General features: G+C 36.7%; 27 protein-coding genes and 2 tRNA genes. 15 read left to right on the top strand and 14 right to left on the bottom strand.

What is annotated here, in order from left to right:
* The first annotated feature begins 87 nt into the window (after positions 1-87).
* From N0B16_RS08580 to N0B16_RS08560, 5 genes are all read left to right on the top strand, one after another.
* On the top strand, positions 88-312 hold the full coding sequence (locus tag N0B16_RS08580; RefSeq protein WP_262990410.1) for a uroporphyrinogen decarboxylase: 225 nt from the start codon (positions 88-90) through the stop codon (positions 310-312).
* Positions 312-1,415 (top strand): glycosyltransferase family 4 protein, encoded by a 1,104-nt coding sequence (locus tag N0B16_RS08575; RefSeq protein ID WP_262990409.1) that lies wholly within the window; start codon positions 312-314, stop codon positions 1,413-1,415. Before N0B16_RS08580 ends, N0B16_RS08575 begins: the two co-directional genes overlap by 1 nt.
* 108 nt (positions 1,416-1,523) lie before the next feature.
* Positions 1,524-1,943, top strand: coding sequence for a SufE family protein (locus tag N0B16_RS08570; RefSeq protein ID WP_262990779.1), 420 nt, complete (start codon positions 1,524-1,526; stop codon positions 1,941-1,943).
* 3 nt (positions 1,944-1,946) lie between these two features.
* A complete protein-coding gene (locus N0B16_RS08565; RefSeq protein WP_262990408.1) occupies positions 1,947-2,912 on the top strand; it encodes a glycosyltransferase family 9 protein in 966 nt (321 codons plus the stop codon).
* Positions 2,912-3,799: a glycosyltransferase family 2 protein gene (locus N0B16_RS08560; RefSeq protein ID WP_262990407.1), complete on the top strand. Its 888-nt coding sequence runs from the start codon at positions 2,912-2,914 to the stop codon at positions 3,797-3,799. The genes N0B16_RS08565 and N0B16_RS08560 overlap by 1 nt, the downstream gene beginning before the upstream one ends.
* Before the next feature lie 36 nt (positions 3,800-3,835).
* Here the strand turns inward: N0B16_RS08560 and N0B16_RS08555 are convergent.
* The 3 genes from N0B16_RS08555 to N0B16_RS08545 form a co-directional block, all read right to left on the bottom strand.
* Positions 3,836-3,910: transfer RNA gene (locus N0B16_RS08555), tRNA-Val, on the bottom strand.
* 32 nt (positions 3,911-3,942) lie between these two features.
* Positions 3,943-4,017, bottom strand: a tRNA-Val gene (locus N0B16_RS08550).
* Positions 4,018-4,056: 39 nt separating this feature from the next.
* The gene (locus N0B16_RS08545; protein WP_262990405.1) at positions 4,057-5,301 is read right to left on the bottom strand and encodes a bifunctional folylpolyglutamate synthase/dihydrofolate synthase; all 1,245 of its coding nucleotides are present in this window, start codon (positions 5,299-5,301) and stop codon (positions 4,057-4,059) included.
* 97 nt (positions 5,302-5,398) lie between these two features.
* Here N0B16_RS08545 and N0B16_RS08540 point away from each other — a divergent pair, with 97 nt between their 5' ends.
* From N0B16_RS08540 to N0B16_RS08520, 5 genes are read left to right on the top strand one after another with little or no spacing between them, the layout of a single operon-like run.
* Positions 5,399-6,745 carry a TolC family protein gene (locus tag N0B16_RS08540; protein ID WP_262990404.1) on the top strand — a complete coding sequence of 449 codons (1,347 nt, stop codon included), beginning with the start codon at positions 5,399-5,401 and terminating at the stop codon, positions 6,743-6,745.
* Position 6,746: 1 nt separating this feature from the next.
* Positions 6,747-7,340 (top strand): SprT-like domain-containing protein, encoded by a 594-nt coding sequence (locus N0B16_RS08535; RefSeq protein ID WP_262990403.1) that lies wholly within the window; start codon positions 6,747-6,749, stop codon positions 7,338-7,340.
* 2 nt (positions 7,341-7,342) lie between these two features.
* Entirely contained in the window at positions 7,343-8,425 is a 1,083-nt protein-coding gene (locus N0B16_RS08530) for a mannose-1-phosphate guanylyltransferase (protein ID WP_262990402.1), read from the top strand.
* 31 nt (positions 8,426-8,456) lie between these two features.
* Positions 8,457-9,125 (top strand): hypothetical protein, encoded by a 669-nt coding sequence (locus tag N0B16_RS08525; RefSeq protein WP_262990401.1) that lies wholly within the window; start codon positions 8,457-8,459, stop codon positions 9,123-9,125.
* Positions 9,088-9,627, top strand: a complete 540-nt coding sequence (locus N0B16_RS08520; protein WP_262990400.1) for a GNAT family N-acetyltransferase — start codon at positions 9,088-9,090, stop codon at positions 9,625-9,627. The genes N0B16_RS08525 and N0B16_RS08520 overlap by 38 nt, the downstream gene beginning before the upstream one ends.
* 61 nt (positions 9,628-9,688) lie before the next feature.
* On the opposite strand, the gene bcp is transcribed toward N0B16_RS08520, so the two are convergent.
* On the bottom strand, positions 9,689-10,138 hold the full coding sequence (bcp, locus tag N0B16_RS08515; protein ID WP_262990399.1) for a thioredoxin-dependent thiol peroxidase: 450 nt from the start codon (positions 10,136-10,138) through the stop codon (positions 9,689-9,691).
* A 35-nt stretch (positions 10,139-10,173) separates the two neighbouring features.
* Here bcp and nth point away from each other — a divergent pair, with 35 nt between their 5' ends.
* Positions 10,174-10,794 (top strand): endonuclease III, encoded by a 621-nt coding sequence (nth, locus tag N0B16_RS08510; RefSeq protein WP_262990397.1) that lies wholly within the window; start codon positions 10,174-10,176, stop codon positions 10,792-10,794.
* A gap of 19 nt (positions 10,795-10,813) precedes the next feature.
* Here nth and N0B16_RS08505 read toward each other — a convergent pair whose 3' ends face one another.
* A complete protein-coding gene (locus tag N0B16_RS08505; RefSeq protein ID WP_262990396.1) occupies positions 10,814-11,260 on the bottom strand; it encodes a DinB family protein in 447 nt (148 codons plus the stop codon).
* Positions 11,261-11,351: 91 nt separating this feature from the next.
* Complete coding sequence (locus N0B16_RS08500) at positions 11,352-13,148, bottom strand: DUF885 domain-containing protein (RefSeq protein ID WP_262990395.1); 1,797 nt, start codon at positions 13,146-13,148, stop codon at positions 11,352-11,354.
* 167 nt (positions 13,149-13,315) lie between these two features.
* Between N0B16_RS08500 and N0B16_RS08495 the strand changes: the two genes are divergently transcribed.
* From N0B16_RS08495 to N0B16_RS08480, 4 genes are all read left to right on the top strand, one after another.
* Positions 13,316-13,777, top strand: coding sequence for a hypothetical protein (locus tag N0B16_RS08495; protein ID WP_262990393.1), 462 nt, complete (start codon positions 13,316-13,318; stop codon positions 13,775-13,777).
* A 166-nt stretch (positions 13,778-13,943) separates the two neighbouring features.
* Positions 13,944-14,648 (top strand): MotA/TolQ/ExbB proton channel family protein, encoded by a 705-nt coding sequence (locus N0B16_RS08490; protein ID WP_262990391.1) that lies wholly within the window; start codon positions 13,944-13,946, stop codon positions 14,646-14,648.
* Positions 14,649-14,728: 80 nt separating this feature from the next.
* Complete coding sequence (locus N0B16_RS08485; RefSeq protein ID WP_262990390.1) at positions 14,729-15,127, top strand: ExbD/TolR family protein; 399 nt, start codon at positions 14,729-14,731, stop codon at positions 15,125-15,127.
* A gap of 24 nt (positions 15,128-15,151) precedes the next feature.
* Positions 15,152-16,033 carry a ferric siderophore ABC transporter substrate-binding protein gene (locus N0B16_RS08480; protein ID WP_262990389.1) on the top strand — a complete coding sequence of 294 codons (882 nt, stop codon included), beginning with the start codon at positions 15,152-15,154 and terminating at the stop codon, positions 16,031-16,033.
* Between the two features lie 14 nt (positions 16,034-16,047).
* Here N0B16_RS08480 and N0B16_RS08475 read toward each other — a convergent pair whose 3' ends face one another.
* The 8 genes from N0B16_RS08475 to N0B16_RS08440 form a co-directional block, all read right to left on the bottom strand.
* Positions 16,048-16,440, bottom strand: coding sequence for a hypothetical protein (locus tag N0B16_RS08475; RefSeq protein ID WP_262990388.1), 393 nt, complete (start codon positions 16,438-16,440; stop codon positions 16,048-16,050).
* Positions 16,441-16,454: 14 nt separating this feature from the next.
* Positions 16,455-17,189, bottom strand: coding sequence for an ATP-grasp domain-containing protein (locus N0B16_RS08470; RefSeq protein ID WP_262990387.1), 735 nt, complete (start codon positions 17,187-17,189; stop codon positions 16,455-16,457).
* Between the two features lie 9 nt (positions 17,190-17,198).
* Positions 17,199-18,602: a nucleoside recognition domain-containing protein gene (locus N0B16_RS08465; RefSeq protein WP_262990386.1), complete on the bottom strand. Its 1,404-nt coding sequence runs from the start codon at positions 18,600-18,602 to the stop codon at positions 17,199-17,201.
* 76 nt (positions 18,603-18,678) lie between these two features.
* The gene (locus tag N0B16_RS08460; protein ID WP_262990385.1) at positions 18,679-19,194 is read right to left on the bottom strand and encodes a DUF6973 domain-containing protein; all 516 of its coding nucleotides are present in this window, start codon (positions 19,192-19,194) and stop codon (positions 18,679-18,681) included.
* Between the two features lie 53 nt (positions 19,195-19,247).
* Complete coding sequence (accD, locus tag N0B16_RS08455; protein WP_262990384.1) at positions 19,248-20,102, bottom strand: acetyl-CoA carboxylase, carboxyltransferase subunit beta; 855 nt, start codon at positions 20,100-20,102, stop codon at positions 19,248-19,250.
* Between the two features lie 87 nt (positions 20,103-20,189).
* The gene (gene fbaA / locus N0B16_RS08450) at positions 20,190-21,260 is read right to left on the bottom strand and encodes a class II fructose-bisphosphate aldolase (protein WP_262990383.1); all 1,071 of its coding nucleotides are present in this window, start codon (positions 21,258-21,260) and stop codon (positions 20,190-20,192) included.
* A 64-nt stretch (positions 21,261-21,324) separates the two neighbouring features.
* A complete protein-coding gene (locus N0B16_RS08445; RefSeq protein WP_262990381.1) occupies positions 21,325-22,191 on the bottom strand; it encodes an NAD kinase in 867 nt (288 codons plus the stop codon).
* 1 nt (position 22,192) lies between these two features.
* Positions 22,193-22,843 (bottom strand): CBS domain-containing protein, encoded by a 651-nt coding sequence (locus N0B16_RS08440; RefSeq protein WP_262990380.1) that lies wholly within the window; start codon positions 22,841-22,843, stop codon positions 22,193-22,195.
* Positions 22,844-22,861 lie beyond the last annotated feature (18 nt).

Below are 22,861 nucleotides of genomic sequence, written 5' to 3'. Positions count from 1 at the left end.
CCAAAAACCAATTAATGACTTTATGGCAGAAAAAAGTTTTAGTATCTTATTGAAAATGACTAAGTTTGTGGTCCTCAATTTATTCTCATGAGTTCCGAGATTGCATCTTACATCGGTTATGCCGCTTCATTATTCATCGTCTTAAGTTTTATACTTAAAGATTTAAGGAAAATCAGAATCGTCAATTTAATTGGCTGTATCTGCTTCGTGATTTACGGAATTTTCAGTGGAATGTTGTGGCCGGTAATCATTCCGAACGCGATCATTTGTTTTGTACAAATCTACCATTTACTGACTGCAAAGAAAAAGTAATGAGACGAAATAAAGTACTTACTTCTGCATTCAGCAACCTTTATACCGATCAGAGAATTGAAAAAGTCTGCAGAACCCTACATGAAAATGGCTATGAAATCGAATTGATCGGCAATAATTGGGGAGGCGAAGAGCACATGCAGCGTCCATATCGCTTTTCAAGAATAAATATTGCCTCTAAAACATTAAAAACAGCGTATTTCGAATTCAATTGGAAATTATATCACGAGCTCAGAAAAAAAGCTGACGAAAATACCATTCTTCATGCGAATGATCTTGATGCTTTACTGCCAAATTATCTTATTTCTAAAAAATTGAATATTCCCCTGGTGTTTGACAGCCACGAAATATTTTCAGAAATGCCCGCTGTTCAGGGAAAAATATCACAGAAAATCTGGAGATATCTGCAGGGGAAAATAATCCCTCATCTTCAATATATGATTACGGCCAGTGAAAGTTATGCGCAATGGTTTGAAGATCAATATCAGATAAAATCTACTGTTATTCAGAACGCACCTCAAAAGATAAATGTACCGATTGAAATTCCCGAGAACCATCCTAAAATTATTTTATACCAAGGTGCGCTCAATCCTTTTCGCGGAATCGACAAGGCCATTCTTGCGATGCATCACATAGAAAATGCGATTTTTAAAATTGCCGGAGATGGCCCGAGAAAAAAAGAATATGTAGATTTGGTTTTAAAAGAAAATCTCCAGAATAAAGTTCAGTTTTTAGGAAAATTACTTCCCGAAGATCTGAGGAAAATTACTTTAAGTGCAGATGTTGGGATGAGCATTGAAGAAAACGCCGGCGCAAGCTATCAGTATTCTCTTCCGAATAAGGTTTTAGACTGCATTCAGGCTAGAGTTCCCTTGATTTTGTCTCCGCTTCCGGAAATGCTCACTATTAAAAGTCAATTTAATGTTGGTGAGATTATTGAAAATCATCAGCCTGAAAATATTGCGAAAGCAATCAGACAGGTTTTAGGAAAGAGCAGGAAAAACTATCAGATTGAGCTGAATAAAGCTGCAGAGCAGCTCTGTTGGGAACATGAAGAATTGAAACTGTTGAAAGTTTTTGAAAAAGCAGCAACTTTAAAATAAGCTTAAAGCAATCTGCAATAAAAAAATGTTTCTTTTATTTTTTTGTTGTCGCTTACTGCTTCAAGCCTAAAGCATAAATTAGTATCTTTGCCAAAAGAAAGTATAGAAATGACCATTAAGGAAAAACAACAGGAAATCATTGATGAATTTGCTTTTCTTGAAGACTGGGAGCAGAAATATGAGTATATCATTGACCTCGGAAAAGAGCTGAAAGGGCTTTCTGAAGAAAAAAAAACGGATGATAACCTGATTAAAGGCTGCCAAAGTAAAGTTTGGATTAATGCAGAGTTTAAAGACGGAAAATTGTTTTTCGATGCAGATTCTGACGGTATTTTGCCCAAAGGCATTGTTTCTCTTTTGGTCAGTATCTACAGCGGCCACTCTACACAGGAGATTCTGGATTCCGACTTTAATTTCATTTCCGAAATCGGCCTTCAGGAGTTTTTATCCCCTTCCAGAGCCAACGGATTGATGGCGATGACGAAACAGATCAAATTTTATGCAGTTGCCTATCAGCTGAAGTCTTAGCCTGTGACAAGAATCTTAGCATATCGTTTTTCCGCTTTCGGTGATGTCGCGATGACAGTACCGGTATTTCGTGAATTCTTAGAACAAAATCCGGATGTAGAAATTGTAATGGTTTCCCGAAGTAATTTTGAGGATTTGTTTTCTGATATTCAAAGAGTTACGTTCAAGGGGATCGACCTTGATGATTATAAAGGTTTTTTAGGTCTCCGTAAGCTCGCAAAAGAGCTCCTTCAAGAATTTAAGCCAGATTATATTGCTGACCTTCACGATGTTATAAGAACTAAAATTTTAGATAAAATTTATGTGCGCAGAGGCATGAAGGTATTTAAAATTGATAAAGGCAAAGAAGAAAAAGAAAATCTCACCAATATCTGGAACCCGGATAAAACAAAATTAAAGCAGACGGTTGAGCGGTATGCAGACGTATTTCGTGAAATGGGCTTTACCGTTGAGCTTTCTCACCAACTAAGGCCAAAACATGACGAAAAAGCAGGGATTGGATTTGCGCCTTTTGCACAGCATCAGGGAAAAATGCTTCCTTTAGAAAAATCTTTTGAATTGGTTAAAATTTTGGCACAAAAACATCCCATTTATTTTTTTGGAGGAGGAAAAAACGAAATCGAAACGCTTGAAAGCTGGGAAAAGCAAATTCCGAATACCCAAAGTTTAGCAGGAAAACTAAGCCTTTCCGAAGAGTTGGACAGAATTGCAAAACTTGAAGTGATGATTTCTATGGACTCTGCCAATATGCATCTTGCCAGTATTGTGGGCACGAGATGTGTTTCTATTTGGGGTTCTACGCATCCGTATGCCGGATTTTTAGGATTTGGACAAAACGAAAAAGATGTTGTACAGATCAGAGATTTTACCTGCAGGCCATGTTCTGTTTTTGGAGATAAAGAATGTTTTCGCGGAGACTGGGCATGTCTTGAAGAGATCAGTGTACAGCAAATCATCGATACCCTGTAATGAAATTATCTGTCTGTATACCGGTCTATAATTTTGATATACGTGAATTAGTATGTGATCTTGAGAGAGAAATAACTGACAAAAATTTAGACGCAGAAATTATCCTTATTGATGATGCTTCAGATGAAAAATTCAATATACTCAACCGCGAAATTCAAAATAAAGTTTCAGATTTTATTTTTCTTGCAAAAAATATAGGAAGATCTGCCATTCGTAACTTATTTTTAAATTATTCAAAAGGAAATTATCTTTTATTCCTTGATTGTGATGCAAAATTGATTCACACACACTTCCTGACTGATTATCTGCAAGAGATACAAAATAATAACGGAGTAGAAGTGGTATACGGAAGCTTCAGAATTGATCCAAAGTATTCCCATACGCTTAGAAATAAATATTCAGTAGAAAGAGAAATTTTTTATGGCGAAAGATCATCAGATTTTTCTGTTTTTAAAACTGTCAATTTTATCATTCGTAGAGATACGTTCAAACAATTTTCTTTCAATGAAGAACTTTTACATTATGGCTATGAAGATTATATTTTTGCAAAAAAACTGGAACTCAATAAAGTGAGATTTTTGGCAATACAAAATCCGGTTATTCATATAGATGATACGCCAAATACTATTTTCCTTGCAAAAACTGAAATTGCAATAGATTCTCTCATCCAATTATCCCAAAATCCCGAAAACGAAATTTTTATACATAATATAAAAGTGTATGAAATTGCTCAGAAGCTTATAAAAAATGGGTTAAGAATTCCGTTTTTAGTCATCTATAAACGTGTGCAGAAAAAATTAGTTGATAATTTACTTTCAGAAACTCCTGTTATAAAATATCTGGATTTTTATAAACTCGGATTGCTTTTAAAGAAATCAAAAGATTAATAACAAAAAAATCTCCCTTGAAAAAGAGAGATTTTGTGGGCCCTGAGGGATTCGAACCCCCGACCCTCTGGGTGTAAACCAGATGCTCTGAACCAACTGAGCTAAGAGCCCTGAATTTTTTTGAAAGGTTTCAGTAACCTTTGTGGGCCCTGAGGGATTCGAACCCCCGACCCTCTGGGTGTAAACCAGATGCTCTGAACCAACTGAGCTAAGAGCCCCAGACGATTTCTCGTTTTGAGTGGTGCAAATATACACACTTATTTTATATGAGACAAATTTTTTTCTAAAAATTCTCCCACTACGAAGTTGCTTCCGCCGATATAGATCATCTCATGATCTGTACAATGTTGTTTTGCAGAAATATAAGCATCCTGTACAGAATCAAAAATCGTATAATTAATTTTTGCCCGGATTAGCAGTTCCTCATAATCAATAGGAGATCTTCCTCGATTGATAGATGGCTTGGCAAAGTAAAAATCAGAATTCTCCGGAAGCATCGCAATTACTTCATCGATTTTTTTATCCGTTACAAACCCTAATACAACATGCTTACGCATCGGAATAGAATTTAACTGAGCAAAAACCTCTTCAAGCCCAGCCTGATTGTGCGCGGTATCACAAATCGTTAACGGAGCTTGCGAAAACTCAAACCATCGGCCGATAAAACCTGTATTTGAATGTACATTCAGTAACCCGGTTTCTATATTCTGATCAGAAATTTTTAAACCCGATTTCCTTAGTTCTTTGACCAAGGCGATTACAACCTTAATGTTTTTTTGCTGATAATTGCCTTTTAAATCAGATTGCAGATTCGTTTTTGTCAGAGAAGCATCTATAAATGGCGCTTTTTCCTGATGCGCTTTTTCTTTAATGATATTTTTTACCAGATCATGATCATCTCCGAAAACAATAGGAATGCTATTTTTAATAATTCCCGCTTTCTCGAATGCAATTTCTTCAATCGTGTTTCCTAAAATATTCTGATGATCAAGCTGCACATTAGTAATAGCAGAAATAAGGGGCAGGATAATATTCGTAGAATCCAATCTTCCGCCTAGTCCCACTTCGATAATGGCAAAATCTACTTTTTTCTGATAAAAATATTCAAATGCCATAATGGTAGTAAACTCAAAGAATGAAGGAAGAATATCTGCCGGAAGCTCTTTAAGCTTAAGAATAAATTGATACACAAATTCTTTATCACAGTTTTCACCGTTAACCTTAATACGTTCTGTAAAATCTATAAGGTGTGGAGAATTATAAAGGCCAATCTTATATCCCGATTCCTGCAGTATGGAAGCAAGCATATTGCTTGTAGAACCTTTTCCATTGGTTCCGCCGATATGGATGCATTGTAATTTTTCCTGAGGGTTATCAAAAAAAGCACAAAGTCTTGTGATATTTTCCAATCCCGGTTTATACGCTTTTTCACCATCCTGCTGATAATTCGGAGCCTGAACGAAAAGCCAGTCTACCGCTTCACGGTATTGTTCGTTTGTCATGATACAAAATTCTCAAAACTTTCATTAAAATAAAACAATAATTTTCTAAAAGTGTAACTTTTTTGATTTCTCAACGTCTAATGTGAAAAAAGCTGATATGAAAAAAGTTTTGATCGTTGTTTTAGGATTTGTCTTTATGGGAGTACATTCCCAGAAAAAATGGTCTTTAAGAGAATGTGTGGATTATGCGGTAAAACATAATCTTCAGGTGATCCAAAATCAATATTCAAAACAAATTCAGGATTCTAATTTAAAAATCGCCCAGCGGAATTATCTTCCGTCTGTTTCTGCCAACATAGGAAATACGGTGAGTTTCGGGCAGACTTCTTTTGGGACGGGAAGCATCAGAAACGACAGATTCAGCAATAATTTGAATTTAGGCGCAGATATCTTGGTGTACAATAACGGAAGACTGGAAAAAACAGTCAGAAGAACTCAATTTGACGTTGAAGCCAGCCAGTATGATATTGAAACCATTAAAAATGATATCTCCCTACAGATTGCACAGCAGTATTTAACAACCTTACTGAATAAGGAAATTGTCAAAATCGCTCAAAGTGCCACTGATAATGCAAAAAAACAATTTGACAGAGCAAAAATTACCACAGAAGTAGGAACGACCTCACAGACCATTTCTGCAGAAGCAGAAGCGGCATGGGCAAGAGAAAAACAAAATCTTAAAACAGCAGAAATCAATGTCGGAAGAAGCTTATTTGCTTTAGCACAGCTTTTACAGTTGGAAGATTATAAAGATTTTGATGTTGAAAACGTAGTGATTTCAGAAAAACTGGCGCCCCAACTGATTTCTGTAGATGAAGTTTTGGTGACCGCTTACGAAAACCAGCCCCAGATTAAAGCGGCAGAAAGCAGGATAAAATCTGCGGAAGCGCAGACAGAGATTACAAGAACTGCTTTCTGGCCAACGATTACGGCAAGTGTAGGAATAGGAAGTTTTTATAATAACCTTTTAAATACAAGCTACTCAGGATATGACCAGTTTGGAAATGCGGCTCAAGAGCCAAGCCTTTTTAGGCAATATAAAGACAATTTTGGTCAGCAGGGAGGGCTTTCTGTGAATATTCCGATTTTTAACAAGGGAATAACCAAGCTTCAGGTAGAGCAGTCAAAAATCAACGAAAATATTGCCAAAAACACATTAGACCAGCAAAAGCAGGCTGTGAAGCAAAATGTACAAAAAGCACAGTTTGACGTAGATGCCAATTATGAAGTATATCTTGCGGCTGTAGAAGCTGAAAAAAGTACAAAACTTGCCATGGATTTTGCAGATAAAAGCTATGCTGCCGGAAGAGGAACAATTTATGACCTTAACATTGCCAGAAATAATTATGCAAACGCACAAGGTTCTGTAGAGCAGGCAAAATATAATTATCTTTTCAGTCTGAAATTGTTGAATTTTTATGCAGGAATTCCGTTAAGTTTGTAACATGTCTGTTGAGTCTCTGGAAAGGTATTTGCCAAAAAATACTTTGCCCTATTTAAAAAATTGGTTTTCAGATTATTATATTCATATTAAGATTACCAAAAACCGAAATTCTAAGCTGGGAGATTATAGAAAACTTCCGGATCATTCGCATGAGATTACCATTAATTCTACCTTAGCACCACAGCTTTTTTTCTTTGTACTTACCCATGAGCTTGCTCATCTTATTGCCTTTGAAAAATATGGCAGGAGAATATCACCGCACGGAAACGAGTGGAAACAAACATTTAAAATAATGCTTTTGGAAAGCCTGGAAATTTACGAGGAAACCTTAAGGCCGATTATCATTCAGTTTTCAAAATCACCCAGAGCCAACTTTATGGCAAGTCCGGATCTGGTAAAGTATTTTCATATTGAGAATCACGATGAAGACGACCTTAGCTTTATAGAAGAAATACAGAGAGGGGAGATTTTTATCTACCGAAACGAAAAGTATGTATTGGAAGGTCTGATCAAAAAAAACTATCTTTGTAAGAATCTGGCCACCGGAAGAAAGTATTCTTTCAGACCATTGGCCAGAGTGAAAAAATGCAGTTAAATATGTCAAAATCAGATCAGTACTGTGTGATAATGGCAGGAGGAATCGGCAGTAGATTCTGGCCTTTGAGTACACAAAAATTTCCAAAACAGTTTCAGGATATTTTAGGAACAGGAAGAACGATGATTCAGCAGACGTATGACAGGATCAGCAAACTGCTTCCCGCTGAAAACATATTTGTAATCACCAATCTTGAATATGTGGCACTTTCTCATCAGCAGCTACCGGAAATTCCTGCAGATAATATAGTAGGAGAGCCTCTGATGAAAAATACAGCTGCCTGTAATCTGTATATGGCCAATAAAATCGCAGAGATCAATCCTGATGCAACGATGGTTGTTTTACCGGCAGATCATTTAATTCTTAAGGAAGATGTATTTTTAGAGAAACTTGCCATTGCCTTTAATCTGGCCTCAGAAAATGATTATCTGATGACATTGGGAATCACGCCGACAAGACCCGATACCGGTTACGGATATATTCAGTTTGTAGATAAAAAAGATTCGGATTATTTTAAAGTGAAAACATTTACCGAAAAACCTATTCTCGAGCTTGCCAGAAGCTTTCTGGATAGCGGAGATTTTCTTTGGAATGCCGGTATTTTTGTTTGGAATGTAAAATCTATTCAGAAAGCATTTGATAATTTCCTTCCGGAAATGACGCAGCATTTTGCTGCTTGTGAATATAACAGTGAAGGTGAAAAAAGCTGTATAGAAAGTATTTATCCGAAAGTACAGAAAATTTCCATTGACAACGGAATCCTGGAGAAAGCAAAAAATGTCTACGTTATTCCTGCAAATCTTGGATGGAGTGATTTAGGAACATGGACCTCCGTGTTTGAAAATACGGAGAAGGATGAAAACCAAAATGCAGTCAATGTTAAAAACATGCTGAGTTATCAGTCTGAAGGAAATATTATTCATCTCAAAAATAATAATAAAGCGATTGTGATCGACGGCCTTAAAGATTATATCGTGGTAGATACAGATAAAGTGCTCTTGATTTGCCCTATAGAACACGATCAGCTCATTAAAGATTATGTTTTGGACCTTAAAAACCTGAAAAAAGGAGAAAAATTTACTTAAATACTGGCACAATTTCTGCCGCATTCCCATTATGATAAATAGTTTAACCCGAATCAGCATCATTTTTTTTATATCCATCGGGGTTTTTGCCTGTTCACAGGAGAAAAAAAAGTTTTTTAATATTCAGAATGTCCTTGCGAAAATAACTCCAAACGGGCCTATTGATTTTTGGTCTTTGGTGTACAGCAATTATGGAAAAAATGAAGTGATACGAACTTCCGGGGTTAAAAAAGAAGATATTCCGCAGTTTTCAGGGTTTAATCTTGTACCTGCTGAAGACAGCTTTTACTATATCGTCTATTCTAAAGGCGGAAAAATAAATTATATTACTCAGCTTAGTGATCTTAAAGGTTTTATCGGTAAAATAGACAATGCAGAAGAAGCGGCGCTTTCAGCGGTTCTTGAAGGATATCTTATTGATGAGCAGTTTGTAGATGTTGCCGGAAATTATTACGAAGACTCTTCGAATTATTATCTTGATCTGGGGAAAGTTACTTCCAAAGAATGCCCATATCAGAAAAAACATTTTACAATTACAGTGAGTAAAGCAACCGGAGCGATTACACAAACCAAAGAAAACGGGACCTATATTGAGCTCTATACCAAAAAATGTCCCAATAATCCGCGGCTTATAAAGACAGAAAAAAAAGAGGAACCCAAAGATGAGCCTAAAAAAAATCCCGTCAAAAAGAGAAAATAACATCTACGAAACAGAACGGCTAATCATCCGACCGATGGCTGTAGAAGATGCAGATCTTATTCTTGAATTGTACAATATGCCTAAATTTTTACAGTTTATCGGCGATCGCAATATTCAGACCCTTTTAGATGCCGAAAATTATATTAAAGCTAAATTTCTTCCGCAGATAGAAAGATTAGGATATGGAAATTACCTTATTGAAACCAAAGAAGATAATCAAAAAATTGGTGGAGTCGGGATTTTCGAAAGAGAAGGTTTAGATATTGCTGATATTGGCTTTTCGCTTCTTGAAAGATTTGAGGGTAAAGGCTATGCTTTTGAGGCAGCCCAAAAAGTAAAATCTATCGGGATGGATGAATTTGGATTGCAAAAAATTTCGGCAATTACTACAAAAGATAATGTCTCTTCTCAGAAACTGATCGAAAAATTAGGGCTGAAATTCCAAAGATTTGTTATTCTTCCTAATGAAGATGAGGAGCTCATGTATTACGAAACCGTGTAGAGTAGCCGATAGAACCGGTTCGGTTTTTAAAACCTAACAGGTTGAGCAATTGCGCTTTAAATCAGCCTTCCAGAATTTGTTCAGCAGCTGTTTTTGAAGTTACTTTTTCAATAACTCTTTCGCAGACTCCCTTTTCATTGAAGATAAAAGTCGTTCTCACAATTCCCATGTAGGTTTTGCCAAATGTGTTTTTTTCCTGCCAAACTCCGAATTTCTCAATAATATAATGATCATCATCGGCAATCAGGTCATAAGGAAATGAAAATTTACTGTGAAAGTTTTTCTGTTTTTTTACAGAATCACCGCTTATTCCTAATAACTGAAAACCGGCTTTTTCCAGTTGAGAATAGTGATCGCTCAGATTACAGGCTTCCACCGTGCATGTTGGTGTATTTGCCTGTGGATAAAAAAAGATAATCAGTTTTTTCCCAATAAATTCTGATGAAGTCACTGTTTTTCCGTCTTGATTTTTTCCTTCAAATTGTGGTAAAGAATCTCCTACTTTCAGCATAATGATTTAATTTTGCTCAAATTTAATGGTAATAAATGACAAAAAAGCAAAGAGCCGAGCTTGTACAGCAGGAATTAGAAAAATTATATCCTGTAGTTCCTATTCCATTGGATCACTCTGATGCGTTTACTTTGATGGTTGCCGTCGCTCTTTCTGCACAGACGACGGATAAAAAAGTAAACCAGGTTACTCCCAATCTCTTCAAAGTGGCCGATACTCCGGAAAAGATGGCAAAACTGGAAGCGTCCGAAATTAAAGAGCTGATTAAGGAAATCGGGCTGTCCAATACCAAAGCCAAGAACCTGAAAAGAATGGCTGAACTGTTATTGGAAAAGCATGATGGAATTGTTCCGCAAACGTACGAAGAACTGGAAGCTTTGCCCGGAGTAGGACATAAAACCGCTTCCGTTGTAATGAGCCAGGCTTTCGGATATCCTGCTTTTCCGGTAGATACTCACATTCACAGACTAATGAAGCTTTGGAAGCTTACTTCTGGAAAAAACGTCGTGGAAACTGAAAAAGACGCCAAAGCTATTTTCCCGGAAAAGGTTTGGAACAAGCTGCATCTGCAGATTATATATTACGGCAGAGAATATTCTCCTGCAAGAGGGAGCGGGGAAAAGGATTTTCTGACGAAGATGCTGTTTGAGAAATAAGGGATAACTTCTTTACGTTTTAAATATCCAGCAATCTCCTGTGATAATTGATCTGTCCTAAATGATATTCTAAATGTCCGATTAAATGGATCATAAAAAATCCTACAGTCATGGGATATCCTAAAGGTTCAAGAGGGTACGCTTTTTCCATATCTTCTGTAGAGAGCCGATCTAATGTTGAGATCACCACTGTTAAGGTAGCATCAATATTTTTTATCAGTTCTGTTCTTGGGATATTTTTTAATGAAAATTCAAGATCTCTCTGCCTTACGTATCCGGAGTTTCCCAATACGGCGCCAAAAAAGTGATTCAGATTTCCGATCAGATGCAGACAAAGATTTCCTGCTGAATTTAAAATGTTCTTATCGGTCTTCCAGAGTATTTCTTCATTCTGATAAGCTTCAATTTCGGTTTTTAATTTTATTAAATCTCTGGTGTACAGTGATTTTAAACTTTCTGTGATCATTTTTGGAAATAATTTGATTTAAATTTAAGGATATCTAGAATAAAAAAGCCACAAAAATTGATTTGTGACTTTCATATTATAGTAAATTTTCTTACTTCTGACTTTTCGCCCAAAGCTCCATCTTCCGGTTCAGCACATCCAGAGGAAGACAACCCTGGCTCAAAACCTCATCATGAAACTTGGCCAGATTAAACTTGCTTCCCAATCGTTTTTGATATTGCTCTCTCAGCTCACGGATTCTCAATGAACCGATTTTATAGCCCAAAGCTTGTCCCGGCATCGCCATATACCGTTCAACTTCTGCGGTGGCTCCGGCTTCATCGTAGGCAATATTATTCAGAAAATAAGTGATCGCTTCTTCTCTGGACATTTTTCCGGTATGGATTCCGGTATCTACTACCAATCGTACCGCTCTCAGCATTTGATCGCTCAGATACCCCATTTTTTGATAAGGATCGGTATATAACCCGAATTCCGGGCCTAAAGTTTCACAATAATGGGCCCAACCTTCACCATATGCGCCGAACCATCCAAATCGCATAAATTTTGGCAGTTTTGTATTTTCCTGTTGCAAAGAAACCTGATAATGATGACCGGGAATTGCTTCATGAAGAAAAAGGGATTCCATTCCGGATGTGACATTAAATTTGGTGGGATCGGGTAGCGGGCAATAAAATATTCCGGGCCTTTTACCATCCGGAGTTCCCTGAATGTATTCTGCGCTTGCACTTGCCTCTCTGAATTTTTCGGTCTGCCTGATTTCAAATTTTGTTTTTGGCGTTACGGTGAACATGGTTTTCAGCTTAGGCGTTATCTTTGCTAAAATCCCATTGAACCCATCCAGAACTTCTTTTGATGTTTTGTAAGGCATTGCTTTCGGGTCTGTTTTCACATGATTGATAAATTCTTCCAGGGTGCCCGTAAAACCAACCTGCTGCTGTACTTTTTCCATTTCACCACGCAGCATCGCAACCTGCTGCAGCCCTATTTTATTGATTTCTTCGGGAGTTTTATTAGTAGTCGTCCAGCTTTTTACATAAAAAGCATATGTTTCGTTTCCTTTAGGAAGGCTGTTGTAACCATCTGTATCTCTTCCTTTTGGCAGGTATTCCTTTTCCAGGAAATCACCCATTTTTGTATATGCAGGAATTATTTTTGTTAAAATTGCTTCTTCATACAGTTTCGTGAATTTGTCTTTTTGAGCCTGGGTGAAATTTTTCGGGAACTTTTTGATTGGGCCGTAAAAAATATTTTTATCAAAATCTTGCGTAATAATTTCTTCGGCTTTCATCTGAGGAATCATTTTCACGATCAGCTTTTTGGGCAACACCGTTTTATTGTTGATTCCATCTCTGAAATTATCGGTAGCGGCATTCATCCAGTCAGGAAATTTATCCATTCTTTTCAGCCAGTCTTCGTAATCTTTTTCGGTATTGAAAGGTTGGCTTCCCTCTCCGCTTCCGTACAAAGGAAAGCTGAGAGGAAGACCTCCGAATTGTGAAAACGGAATGTATTCCGGATGATAGTTATACGCTTCAATTTTGTCTTTTAACGTATAATCCAAAACATCATATACCACTTTATCTTCTGTGGAAAGATCTTTATAATCAACATTTTTAAGCTGTTGCTGTACAGAATTATAGAACGCTATTTCCCCGGAAATGAAATCTTTATCAATATTAATTGGCAATTGGTCATTGTATCGCAAATCTCCCTGTGATGTTGCTTCCAGAGGATAGAGTTTCAGATATTGCTCGTAATAGTTTGAGGCGATAGAATCTAAATTGGTTGGGGTTACCTTGGTTAAAGGAGAATCTGTCTTTCTACAGGAAAACAGACTCATGATGATCCCGGCTCCCAAGATTGTTTTTGATACGATATTTTTCATTTTCGGCATTTATGATTACAAAAATAGAATATTAAACGAGTTTTTGAGGCTATGGTATGTAATTTTCAAAAATAATTTTCAAAACATTTTACACATTCACGCAATTTTTTATCTTTGCTGATAACATTTAACATTTATACAATTCACAGATCTTTTTTAAGGAAATAATGAAAGGGATTTTAAAAATTTACCATCCGGAAGAAACACTAAAATATGATATAAAAAGCACTTATTGCAAGGCTGTTTATAGCAATCAGGAACATCTTCTGGAAGTGGAAATCATTACAGATGACGGCTTAGATCATGTGGATGATGACTCTTTACAGTACCATTTTCCCCAGCTTTCACTCGAAGTATATGACTTTCCCATAGAGGATGCAGAAATCGACGGGAAAACACTTCATATTAATGATTCTGATGAAGAAACGTTCACCGGAGTAAATTTATTTTGTGATGAAGATGCCCTCATTTATGATAATGAGCTTTTGTTTGATAAAAATGAAGAAGGGGTGCTTCAGGTGATCTGGAAAGGAAATATTGATGATTTCTACACAGGATCAGACAATCCTATTCCTTTCAGGCTCAAATGTGAATTCAAGCAGGATGAGATTGTAGTAGACGAAGATTAATCTGCAATAAAATAGACAATGAGAATTTCTTTTCAATTTTTGAAAAGAAATTTGTTGTTTTTACGGATATGTTGACGAAATATCGTTTTTTAAGCTTATTTTAAGACAACAATTAATAATATTCCTTTATTTTTGTCGTTTAGAAACCATTAAAAAATAATCATTAATGCTGTTAACGGAACTTACTCAGATTTTATTTGCACAGGTAACCGCACCTGTTGTCCCTGCTGATAAACTTGAATTTTCTTTTTGGAATATTCTTTTTCATGGAGGCGCTTTTGCTAAAATAGTCATGGCCACCGTTTTATTGCTGGGTGTTTTTTCTGTATACCTGTTTTTTGAGAGATTTTTCTTTATCAAAAGACTTACCTCAAAAACAGATTCTAATTTTATGAATAATATAGAAGATTTTATAAGAGAAGGAAAAGTAGATGCCGCACTCGATTATTGTAAAACACAGCATTCTCCCGAAGGAAGGATTTTAGAAAAAGGAATCTCAAGACTGGGAAGACCGGTTTCCGATATCGTAAGCGCAATGGAATCGCAGGCGCAGGTAGAAGTTGCCAATATGGAAAAAAACCTGAATCTTCTGGCCGTTGTTCCGAGTATCGCACCGATGTTGGGATTACTGGGAACGGTAATCGGAATGATTATTGCGTTCTTTAATCTCTCTCATGCAGAAGGATCTTTTTCTCCAAAAACGCTTTCAGAAGGGATTTATACCGCTTTAGGGCAAACTGCGGTTGGATTGGCGGTGGCCATTCCGGCTAACTTTTTTTACAATATCCTTTTAACAAGAATTGATAAATTTGTATTGAAAGCACAGAATATTTCCGGAGAATTTTTAGATATCATCAATAAACCTTTATAATCTTTCTTACGAAATCGCTGTACAGACAATTATTTAAACATTTAGCGATTTTGCCTGATCTTTAACCGTAAAATAAACAGATGAAAATTCAGAGAAGAAATAAAGCAAACCCGGAATTCAGTTTGGCAGCCATGACAGACGTGATCTTATTGATGCTGATCTTTTTCATGATCACTTCTTCCGCAGCCAATCAAAGCGCAATCGACGTAAAATTGCCGACTACAGGTGCGATAGATGACAATATTAATAATCCTCTTACGGTAAGCATAAAACCAGACGGCACTTATTTTGTAGATGACAGACCGGTAGCAAAAGAAGCGGTGGAACAAACCATTGTAAATGATCTTAATGCCAAATCAGGAAAGTCTTTTACCATAAGAGCAGACGAAAATACATTGCATAAAGATGTGGTTTTTATAATGGAAATCGCTGAAAAACATAAACTGAACATTGCCATTGCCACTGTCAAAGACAAATAAATTTAACAGGCAATCATTACTAAGATGAGAACATACAGTATCAACAAAAACGAAGAAAAAAAAGACAAAATAAAAAGCGCAGTACTTTCTGTGCTTATTTGGTCTGCCATTCTGCTGTTTGTTTTTATATATAAACTTAAACCTACCGAAACGGTGAAAGAGCCGGAACTCGTTACAACAATGCTTGTCAATTTTGGAGATAACAGAAATGGGTCGGGAATCGAAGAACCCGCAAACCAAGAAGGAAGCTTAGCGGCAAAAGCAGATGAAACCACTCCTGAACCTGTAGAAAATACAGTGGCAGATCCCAAAACAATTATTACTCCGGAATCTCAACCGGAAAATAAAAAGACGGAAGCAAAAGAGAAAATCATCACCGGAAATAATTCTAAAGTTACAGTTCCTAAAAAAGAAGATTCAAAAACAAAGGCAAAACCGGCTTCAAGTGCTGCTGCCAAAAATAAATCCAAGACTTCTGCAGCAACTGCCAATTCAAAAACCGGAAACGGCGACGGAAAAGGAAATGCGGCTATTGGAAATTTAATAAAAGGAAGAGGAACTAAAGCAGGAAGCCAGGGAACAGGGCAGGGAATAGGAAATGACGGCGACCCTTTAGGCGGAGACGGAAATGGAGACAGCAAAGTAGGAATCGACAGAAAACTGGTAGGCTATATTCCCGGAACAATGGGAAGAGGCGGCTCACAACCCAGCCACAGCTGTTCCGCAGGAGGATCGATCACGATTTCGTACACTGTTGACAAAGCTGGAAATGTTTCATCAGCCAAAAGATCAGGTGGTGTTTCTGATCCCTGTGTGGTTTCTACCTCAATTTCGTGGGTAAAAAAATACGTGAAGGCCGAAAAAGCAAGCACCTCATCTACCGGAAGTTATAAAATTACATTCTAATATAGAAAAGCACTTTATTCAAGTGCTTTTTTTATTTCATTGATCCTGTTAATAATCGGGAGAGCAAAAATGCCGCTTGTTTGAAGGTACAATTCGTAGAATGTCTTCGCTTTATCCAGAAAATCGTTGTTTTTTTCTCCTTTACCATTATAATAGAAAAGATTTCCCAGCATTTCGTAATAGTCTTTGTGATCCCTTTCCTGTCTTTCATTTACGATTTCTATGATTTCATCTTTTGATTTGGATGAAAGTTCCGCGAAATCTATTTTGAAAATATCTTTCATTAAAGAATCAAAATCTAATTCTTTCTGCATTAAACTTTCTTCAGGTTTATCTAAAATCAGTTTTTCTAAAGCCTGAGTTAACTGGCGTATTAATCTTAAGGTAAATTCTTTATCGGTAATCATTGCTGATATTATAATTAAAAGTTTAAAAAATCTTTTGTTTGTGTTAATTCACTCCATCTCGCTGAAAGAAATTTTGCGTAATGAGCCGAAGATAGACCATAAGTTCCTAAAGAATGACCGTCATTAACTTCTACTAAAAACATTTCTCCATTTTCATCTACACCAAAATCCAGAGCGTATGAATTAGGTTGTGAAATAAATGAATTTATGGCATCATTTACAGTTTTAACATCAATTTTCGTGTCCCAATCACCTTTATATCTTCTGATATCTAAAATTTCTTTATACCGGATAAAACACCGCCATTCTGTTTTGAAATTGATCAATTCAGAACACCAAACTTCAGTTTCTTTTTCTTCATTAATCAATCCTAAAAAATCCATTTCACTTTTAATCACTTTTCCTGCAAACAATTTTGTCTCTGTTTGAGGTTTGATAAAAATATTCCATTCTTTTTTATTGAATATTTCGTTAATGGTAGAACTCCAGATATTTCTTTTTAGATAGGGTTTCAATTCTGTTGGATAATCAATTTCTTTATTTTTACGGATTATATTTAAATCTTGTAAACGTCTTCTCACATTTCCAATTCCACCAACAATAATATGTTCAGGATTTTTGTTTGAAATTTCATCGAGATTAGTAAACTTTTCAATTTCAAAGCCAAAATTTTTGAAGCCTTCGTAAGCTACAAAGGCATTAACATTATAGAATTCGCCATTTTTATCGGTTTGTATATATGCTTTCATAAGATTGGTTTAAGCAAAAAATAAATACGCCAATCCAATTGCCGTAATAACACCCACTAAATCTGCCAAAAGCATCGCAATAACAGTATATCTTGTATTTTTAACAGCAACTGCCCCAAAATAAACTGCAATTACATAAAACGTTGTATCTGAGCTTCCCTGAAGCACAGCAGCCAATTTACCCTGGAAACTGTCTGCTCCAAAAGTAGCCATGGTATCCATCATCATTCCGCGGGCTCCGGAACCGGAAAGAGGTTTGATCAAAGCAGTCGGAAGTCCGTCAACGAATCTCGCATCCAGATTAAAGACATTCGCCACCCATTTCATCCCGTCAATAATCACTTCAAAAACTCCTGAAGTTCTCAGCAGAGAAATCGCAATCAGCATTCCCACTAAATAAGGTATAATTTTTACACTGGTTGTAAAGCCTTCTTTAGCTCCGTCAACAAATGCCTCAAAAACATTAATTTTTTTATATAAAGCTCCAAGTACAATCGCTAAGAAAATGAAAAGAATCAATCCGTTACTTAAAATCTGGCTGAAAATATCTAAATGTTCTTTGCTAAGCCCCGTCAAATACCAAACTAAAAGTGCTACCAGTGCAGAAATCCCTCCAATATAAGCTAAAAGCACAGGTTGTAGAAGATTTATTTTTTGGTAAATTGAAACAATGATCATAGCAGCTAAAGTTGCCGCAAAAGTTGCAATCATGCAATAAAGAAATATATCTGTAGGGTTTTTTGAACCGGCAGAAGCTCTCAGAGCAATGATTGACACCGGAATCAAGGTCATTCCTCCTGCATGCAGACAGAGAAACATGATTTGTGAATTGCTGGCTGTATCTTTATTGGGATTCAGAGTCTGTAAACTTTCCATTGCTTTTAAGCCGAAAGGAGTTGCCGCGTTATCTAAGCCTAAAAGATTGGCGCTGAAATTCATCAACATATGTCCAAAAGCGGGATGTCCTTTTGGAATCTCGGGAAACAGTTTAGAGAAAAAAGGTTGAATTAATCTGCTTAAAAGATTGATTCCGCCTGCTTTTTCGGCAATACTCATGAATCCCATGAATAATGCCATGATTCCAATTAAACCAAGACAGATTTTCACCGCTGTTTCAGAAGTCCCGATCACACCATCTGCTTCCTGAATACGATACACCTGTACTTCCTGCTGTAAAGAATCGGTCTTGTAATGAATTCTGTCCTGCGCAAAATCTGGTTTTTTCATCAGACTGTCTTTGATGACAGGAGAGAAAACAGCCATTTTTTGAGTTGCAACTTTTACGGTATCACCTCCTTTACCCACCACCATATCATTAAATATGGTTTTATAATGGTTTGATGAGATGTATTTTATACTTGCAATAGCAATGGCAATGATGATAAAAGCCGACCAAATTCTGCTGAGAACCATTTATTTTAATTAATTTTTAGAAAAGATAATACATTTAATATAAAAAGTAAAACTTTTATCATGGGTCATAAAGATTTTACCCATTTTCATCCAGGTAAACCAGTTCGCCCGCAAAATCATCTTCCAGGCTTTTCAAAACCTTTGCGTTGGCTGTTTTCTTCTGGAGTTCTTCAATAAAGAAATTTTTTTCAAAAAACTGCCGGTGAATCCCGGGTAAGATTTCCATGAAATAGTCCATCCCTATTTTATTATTATGAAGATCCATCTTGGTTTCCAGAGGTTTGTTGGGGAATAATTCTTCGTGCAGGTCTGTAATTTTTTTACAGAAATTCAGTGCTTTTTCGGGAGATGAGATTTTACAGCAGTACATCATAATGAGGCAACACCAGAATGCATGTCTGAAGGCATTTCCTTCTCCGTTTTTTGACGCGGTTTTCGGGTACAGCTTTTGTGCGATTGAAAAAGCTCTTACGGTTGCGTAAAAACTTAAAAATGAAAATAAGGGATGAGGCAAAACAGCCGACAGGAGCTTAAGAATCTTCTTAAAACTCATGGCTCGGATCGTACTGAAAATGACGCTGAAAGTTCTCATCAATAAAAATCTCCCTCAAAATAGAGAGAGATTGTATGGTGTTTATATAATTTTTAAGCTTTTACCGTTAATAAATTAACTGTTTTAGACACTACATCCTTGATTTCGGTTCTTTTTACAATAAAGTCAACAAAACCTTTTTCCTGAAGAAATTCTGACGTCTGGAAACCTTCCGGTAAATCTCTTCCGATGGTTTCGCGAATAACTCTTGGCCCTGCAAAACCGATCAGTGCTTTTGGCTCGGCCATGATAATATCTGCAGTCATCGCAAAAGAAGCGGTAATTCCTCCAAAGGTAGGATCACACAGATAGGCGATATATAAAAGGCCGGCCTCAGAAAGCTGAGCCAGTTTTGACTGTACTTTTGCCAGCTGCATTAAGGAATACGTAGCCTCCTGCATTCTCGCACCTCCCGACTGACAGATAATCATATACGGAAGTTTGTTGGCGATACAGTAATCAACCGCTCTTCTTATTTTTTCACCCATTACAGATCCTAAAGATCCGCCGATAAAGGCAAAATCCATACATGATACGACCATTTCAGTACCTTTTACGGTTCCTACAGCGTTTCGGATAGAATCTGTAAGTTTTGTTTTGGCTTTTACTTCTTTAAGACGGTCTGTATACGATTTGGTATCTTTAAACTGAAGCATATCTATACTTTCAACGTTTGCATCCAGTTCCGTAAACTTTCCGTCGTCAAAAAGGATGTCAAAAAACTCGGCGCTTCCTATTCTTACATGAAACCCGTCTTCAGGAGAAACATAATTGTTTTTCTTCAGTTCTTCGTGCTCTACCACTTTTCCTGACGGAGTCTGATGCCAAAGCCCTTTCGGGACATCTTTTTTCTCGTCGGTAGAAGTCGTGATATTTTGTGCTTTTCTTTTAAACCAGTCGAATGCCATCTTGTATGTATTAATGTATAAAGTAAATGTATTGATGTAAAATTTTCAAATCATGAATACATTTTACAGCAATACACTTGTACAATTTTATTTTAAAGTATTTATATTATTTAGATCTTCAAATGCCTTAACTAATCTTTTTGAGAAAGTTTCTTCTCCTTTTCTCACCCAAGCTCTCGGGTCATAGAATTTTTTGTTTGGCTTTTCTTCTCCTTCAGGGTTTCCGATTTGCGTTTTTAAATATTCGATATTGTTGACCATATAATCTCTGATCCCTTCTGTATAAGCAAACTGAAGATCAGTGTCAATATTCATTTTGATAACCCCGTAATCAATTGCTTCCCTGATTTCTTCTAAAGTAGAACCAGAACCACCATGAAATACAAAATTAACAGGCTTCTCAGCGGTCCCGAATTTTTCCTGAACATATCTCTGAGAATTATCTAATATTTTTGGAGTAAGAACCACATTTCCAGGCTTGTAAACTCCGTGTACGTTACCAAAAGCAGCTGCAATAGTAAAGTTATCAGAAATCGCTTTTAATTTTTCGTAGGTATAAGCTACATCTTCAGGCTGGGTATATAATTTTGAGTTGTCTACATCAGAATTATCAACTCCGTCTTCTTCACCACCGGTTACACCGATCTCAACTTCCAGAGTCATCTGCATTTTTGCCATTCTTTCGAAATATTCTCCTGAAACCTGAAGGTTTTCTTCCAAAGATTCTTCAGAAAGATCAAGCATGTGAGAAGAATAAAGAGATTTTCCGGTCTGCTTGAAGAATTCTTCATTAGCATCCATCAAACCGTCGATCCAAGGCAAAAGTTTCTTTGCGCAATGGTCGGTATGTAAAATTACGGTTGCTCCATAGGCTTCTGCAAGCGTGTGAATATGTTTTGCACCTGCAATACCGCCTAAAATAGCCGATTTTTGACCGTCGTTGCTCAATCCTTTTCCTGCATTAAAAGCAGCTCCCCCGTTTGAAAACTGAATGATAACAGGAGCATTTAATTTTGCTGCAGTTTCCATCACCGCATTTACATTGCTGGATCCGATGACATTCACCGCCGGTAATGCAAATTTATTTTCTTTTGCGTACTGAAAAATATCTGTCACTAACTGACCTGTGGCAACTCCTGCCGGAAAAATTCTGCTCATGTTTTAGGTATTATTTATTGGTGTTTTATAAATTCTTGTAAAGATAATGAATTTTAAGAAAATATTAATTTCTTTTGTCTCTTCCCCAAAGTAGTTTCTGGCGGATGGTTTCGTAAAAACTCAGATTATTCGGCTGTACCAGAAGGATCTGAAAGGCGGCTTTTCTGATGATAATTTCTTTATCGGTCTCAATATGGATCAGCCGGGAATCTAAAGAGAGAGAATATTGCGGAACCCTGCTTTCTACTTTAAATTTGATTTCTACCTTATCATTCACAACCAACGGTCTCACATTCAAATTATGCGGCGCAATAGGGGTGATGACAAAGTTTTCGTTATTCGGGGATATGATCGGTCCGCCACAGCTCAGAGAATATGCTGTAGAACCGGTGGGTGTAGACACAATTACTCCGTCTCCCCAGAAAACATTAAGAAATTCATCATTAATATAAGAGTCTACCGTTACCATCGAGGTGGTTTCTTTCCTAGATATGGTCACATCATTCAGGGCATACGGAAAAAATTCATCTGATCTTGGAGATACGACCTCTATCACAGACCGGCGGCTGGTCTTAATATCGCCTTTCAGAATAGCATCAAGTTCTTTAAATGCCTCTTCCTTGGTGAAGCTGGCGAGAAACCCCAATCTTCCGGTATTTACCCCAACAATGGGAATTTCGAGATCTTCAATAAAAGTTAAAGAATTTACAATGGTTCCGTCTCCTCCGAAAGTGAAAAAAAGGTCGATTTCTTTATCGATAAGATCTTGTTTATTCCCGAAGGTTTCAAAAATTTTAGAAAACTGCAGCGCTTCGGCCATTTCATCAAACAAGACAGATTTTACGCCTCTGCTTTCAAGCTCAGAAATAAATTTGCTTAAGTATAAGAAAGTGTCGAGGTCTTTTTTCTGTGAATAGATGGCTGCCTTCATATTATATTTCGATAAATTTTTGTAAAAAACCTAAACGGTCTTTGAAAAGATCTGTTTTCTCATCAGAATAATATTTTTCAACAATGCGATAATCATACCGGTCAAAAGTGGCATCAATGGAAGCTAAATTTTCATTGCTGATTTTAATGGTAATCTGGATCACATCATCTGACATGAAACTGATAAAACCTCCATAAAATTTAGAATTATTGCTTTCTACAATATTGGCGATTTCTGTCATCGAATATTTTCTGGCCGGAGTTTCCACAGTGAGAATGGCACCGGTTTCAGAAAACAGGGGATATTTTGAAAATGTCTGGAAAACATCATCACAGCAAATGTAGCCGAGATACTTTTCACTTTTATTGATAACGGGAATTACATTTGAATTAAAGGTATAAAACAGACGGATACTGTCCATAATATTATGATCATCCAGAATGGCAAAACGCTCGATCTGATGTTCGAGATTTTTCAGGGTTCCTTCTGCTTCGTACAAAAATTCTTTAGCGATTGCGCCGTAAAAATGGTGTGATTTTTTGATGAAAATATGTGTATATCCGAAAGCTTCTAAGGTTTCTCTAGCCGATTCTATAGAGTCAGTCAGATGAAAACACGGAAAATCTTTTGAGATATAGTCCTTGATAAACATGGTGCTAATTTATAAAAT

The organism is Chryseobacterium gilvum, from assembly GCF_025628965.1.
GTDB classification, from domain to species: Bacteria; Bacteroidota; Bacteroidia; order Flavobacteriales; family Weeksellaceae; genus Chryseobacterium; species Chryseobacterium gilvum.
This window is presented reverse-complemented; position numbering and strand designations above follow the sequence as displayed.

Coding starts and splice junctions, on each gene's coding strand:
- nth (WP_262990397.1), top strand. CDS start 10,174: ATGACAAAAAAGCAAAGAGCCGAGCTTGTACAGCAGGAATTAGAAAAA.
- N0B16_RS08575 (WP_262990409.1), top strand. CDS start 312: ATGAGACGAAATAAAGTACTTACTTCTGCATTCAGCAACCTTTATACC.
- N0B16_RS08440 (WP_262990380.1), bottom strand. CDS start 22,843: ATGTTTATCAAGGACTATATCTCAAAAGATTTTCCGTGTTTTCATCTG.
- N0B16_RS08495 (WP_262990393.1), top strand. CDS start 13,316: ATGAAAGGGATTTTAAAAATTTACCATCCGGAAGAAACACTAAAATAT.
- N0B16_RS08480 (WP_262990389.1), top strand. CDS start 15,152: ATGAGAACATACAGTATCAACAAAAACGAAGAAAAAAAAGACAAAATA.
- N0B16_RS08475 (WP_262990388.1), bottom strand. CDS start 16,440: ATGATTACCGATAAAGAATTTACCTTAAGATTAATACGCCAGTTAACT.
- N0B16_RS08520 (WP_262990400.1), top strand. CDS start 9,088: ATGAGCCTAAAAAAAATCCCGTCAAAAAGAGAAAATAACATCTACGAA.
- N0B16_RS08485 (WP_262990390.1), top strand. CDS start 14,729: ATGAAAATTCAGAGAAGAAATAAAGCAAACCCGGAATTCAGTTTGGCA.
- N0B16_RS08540 (WP_262990404.1), top strand. CDS start 5,399: ATGAAAAAAGTTTTGATCGTTGTTTTAGGATTTGTCTTTATGGGAGTA.
- N0B16_RS08470 (WP_262990387.1), bottom strand. CDS start 17,189: ATGAAAGCATATATACAAACCGATAAAAATGGCGAATTCTATAATGTT.
- fbaA (WP_262990383.1), bottom strand. CDS start 21,260: ATGAGCAGAATTTTTCCGGCAGGAGTTGCCACAGGTCAGTTAGTGACA.
- N0B16_RS08545 (WP_262990405.1), bottom strand. CDS start 5,301: ATGACAAACGAACAATACCGTGAAGCGGTAGACTGGCTTTTCGTTCAG.
- bcp (WP_262990399.1), bottom strand. CDS start 10,138: ATGCTGAAAGTAGGAGATTCTTTACCACAATTTGAAGGAAAAAATCAA.
- N0B16_RS08445 (WP_262990381.1), bottom strand. CDS start 22,191: ATGAAGGCAGCCATCTATTCACAGAAAAAAGACCTCGACACTTTCTTA.
- N0B16_RS08530 (WP_262990402.1), top strand. CDS start 7,343: ATGTCAAAATCAGATCAGTACTGTGTGATAATGGCAGGAGGAATCGGC.
- N0B16_RS08460 (WP_262990385.1), bottom strand. CDS start 19,194: ATGAGAACTTTCAGCGTCATTTTCAGTACGATCCGAGCCATGAGTTTT.
- N0B16_RS08490 (WP_262990391.1), top strand. CDS start 13,944: ATGCTGTTAACGGAACTTACTCAGATTTTATTTGCACAGGTAACCGCA.
- N0B16_RS08465 (WP_262990386.1), bottom strand. CDS start 18,602: ATGGTTCTCAGCAGAATTTGGTCGGCTTTTATCATCATTGCCATTGCT.
- N0B16_RS08580 (WP_262990410.1), top strand. CDS start 88: ATGAGTTCCGAGATTGCATCTTACATCGGTTATGCCGCTTCATTATTC.
- N0B16_RS08535 (WP_262990403.1), top strand. CDS start 6,747: ATGTCTGTTGAGTCTCTGGAAAGGTATTTGCCAAAAAATACTTTGCCC.
- N0B16_RS08505 (WP_262990396.1), bottom strand. CDS start 11,260: ATGATCACAGAAAGTTTAAAATCACTGTACACCAGAGATTTAATAAAA.
- N0B16_RS08570 (WP_262990779.1), top strand. CDS start 1,524: ATGACCATTAAGGAAAAACAACAGGAAATCATTGATGAATTTGCTTTT.
- N0B16_RS08500 (WP_262990395.1), bottom strand. CDS start 13,148: ATGAAAAATATCGTATCAAAAACAATCTTGGGAGCCGGGATCATCATG.
- accD (WP_262990384.1), bottom strand. CDS start 20,102: ATGGCATTCGACTGGTTTAAAAGAAAAGCACAAAATATCACGACTTCT.
- N0B16_RS08560 (WP_262990407.1), top strand. CDS start 2,912: ATGAAATTATCTGTCTGTATACCGGTCTATAATTTTGATATACGTGAA.
- N0B16_RS08525 (WP_262990401.1), top strand. CDS start 8,457: ATGATAAATAGTTTAACCCGAATCAGCATCATTTTTTTTATATCCATC.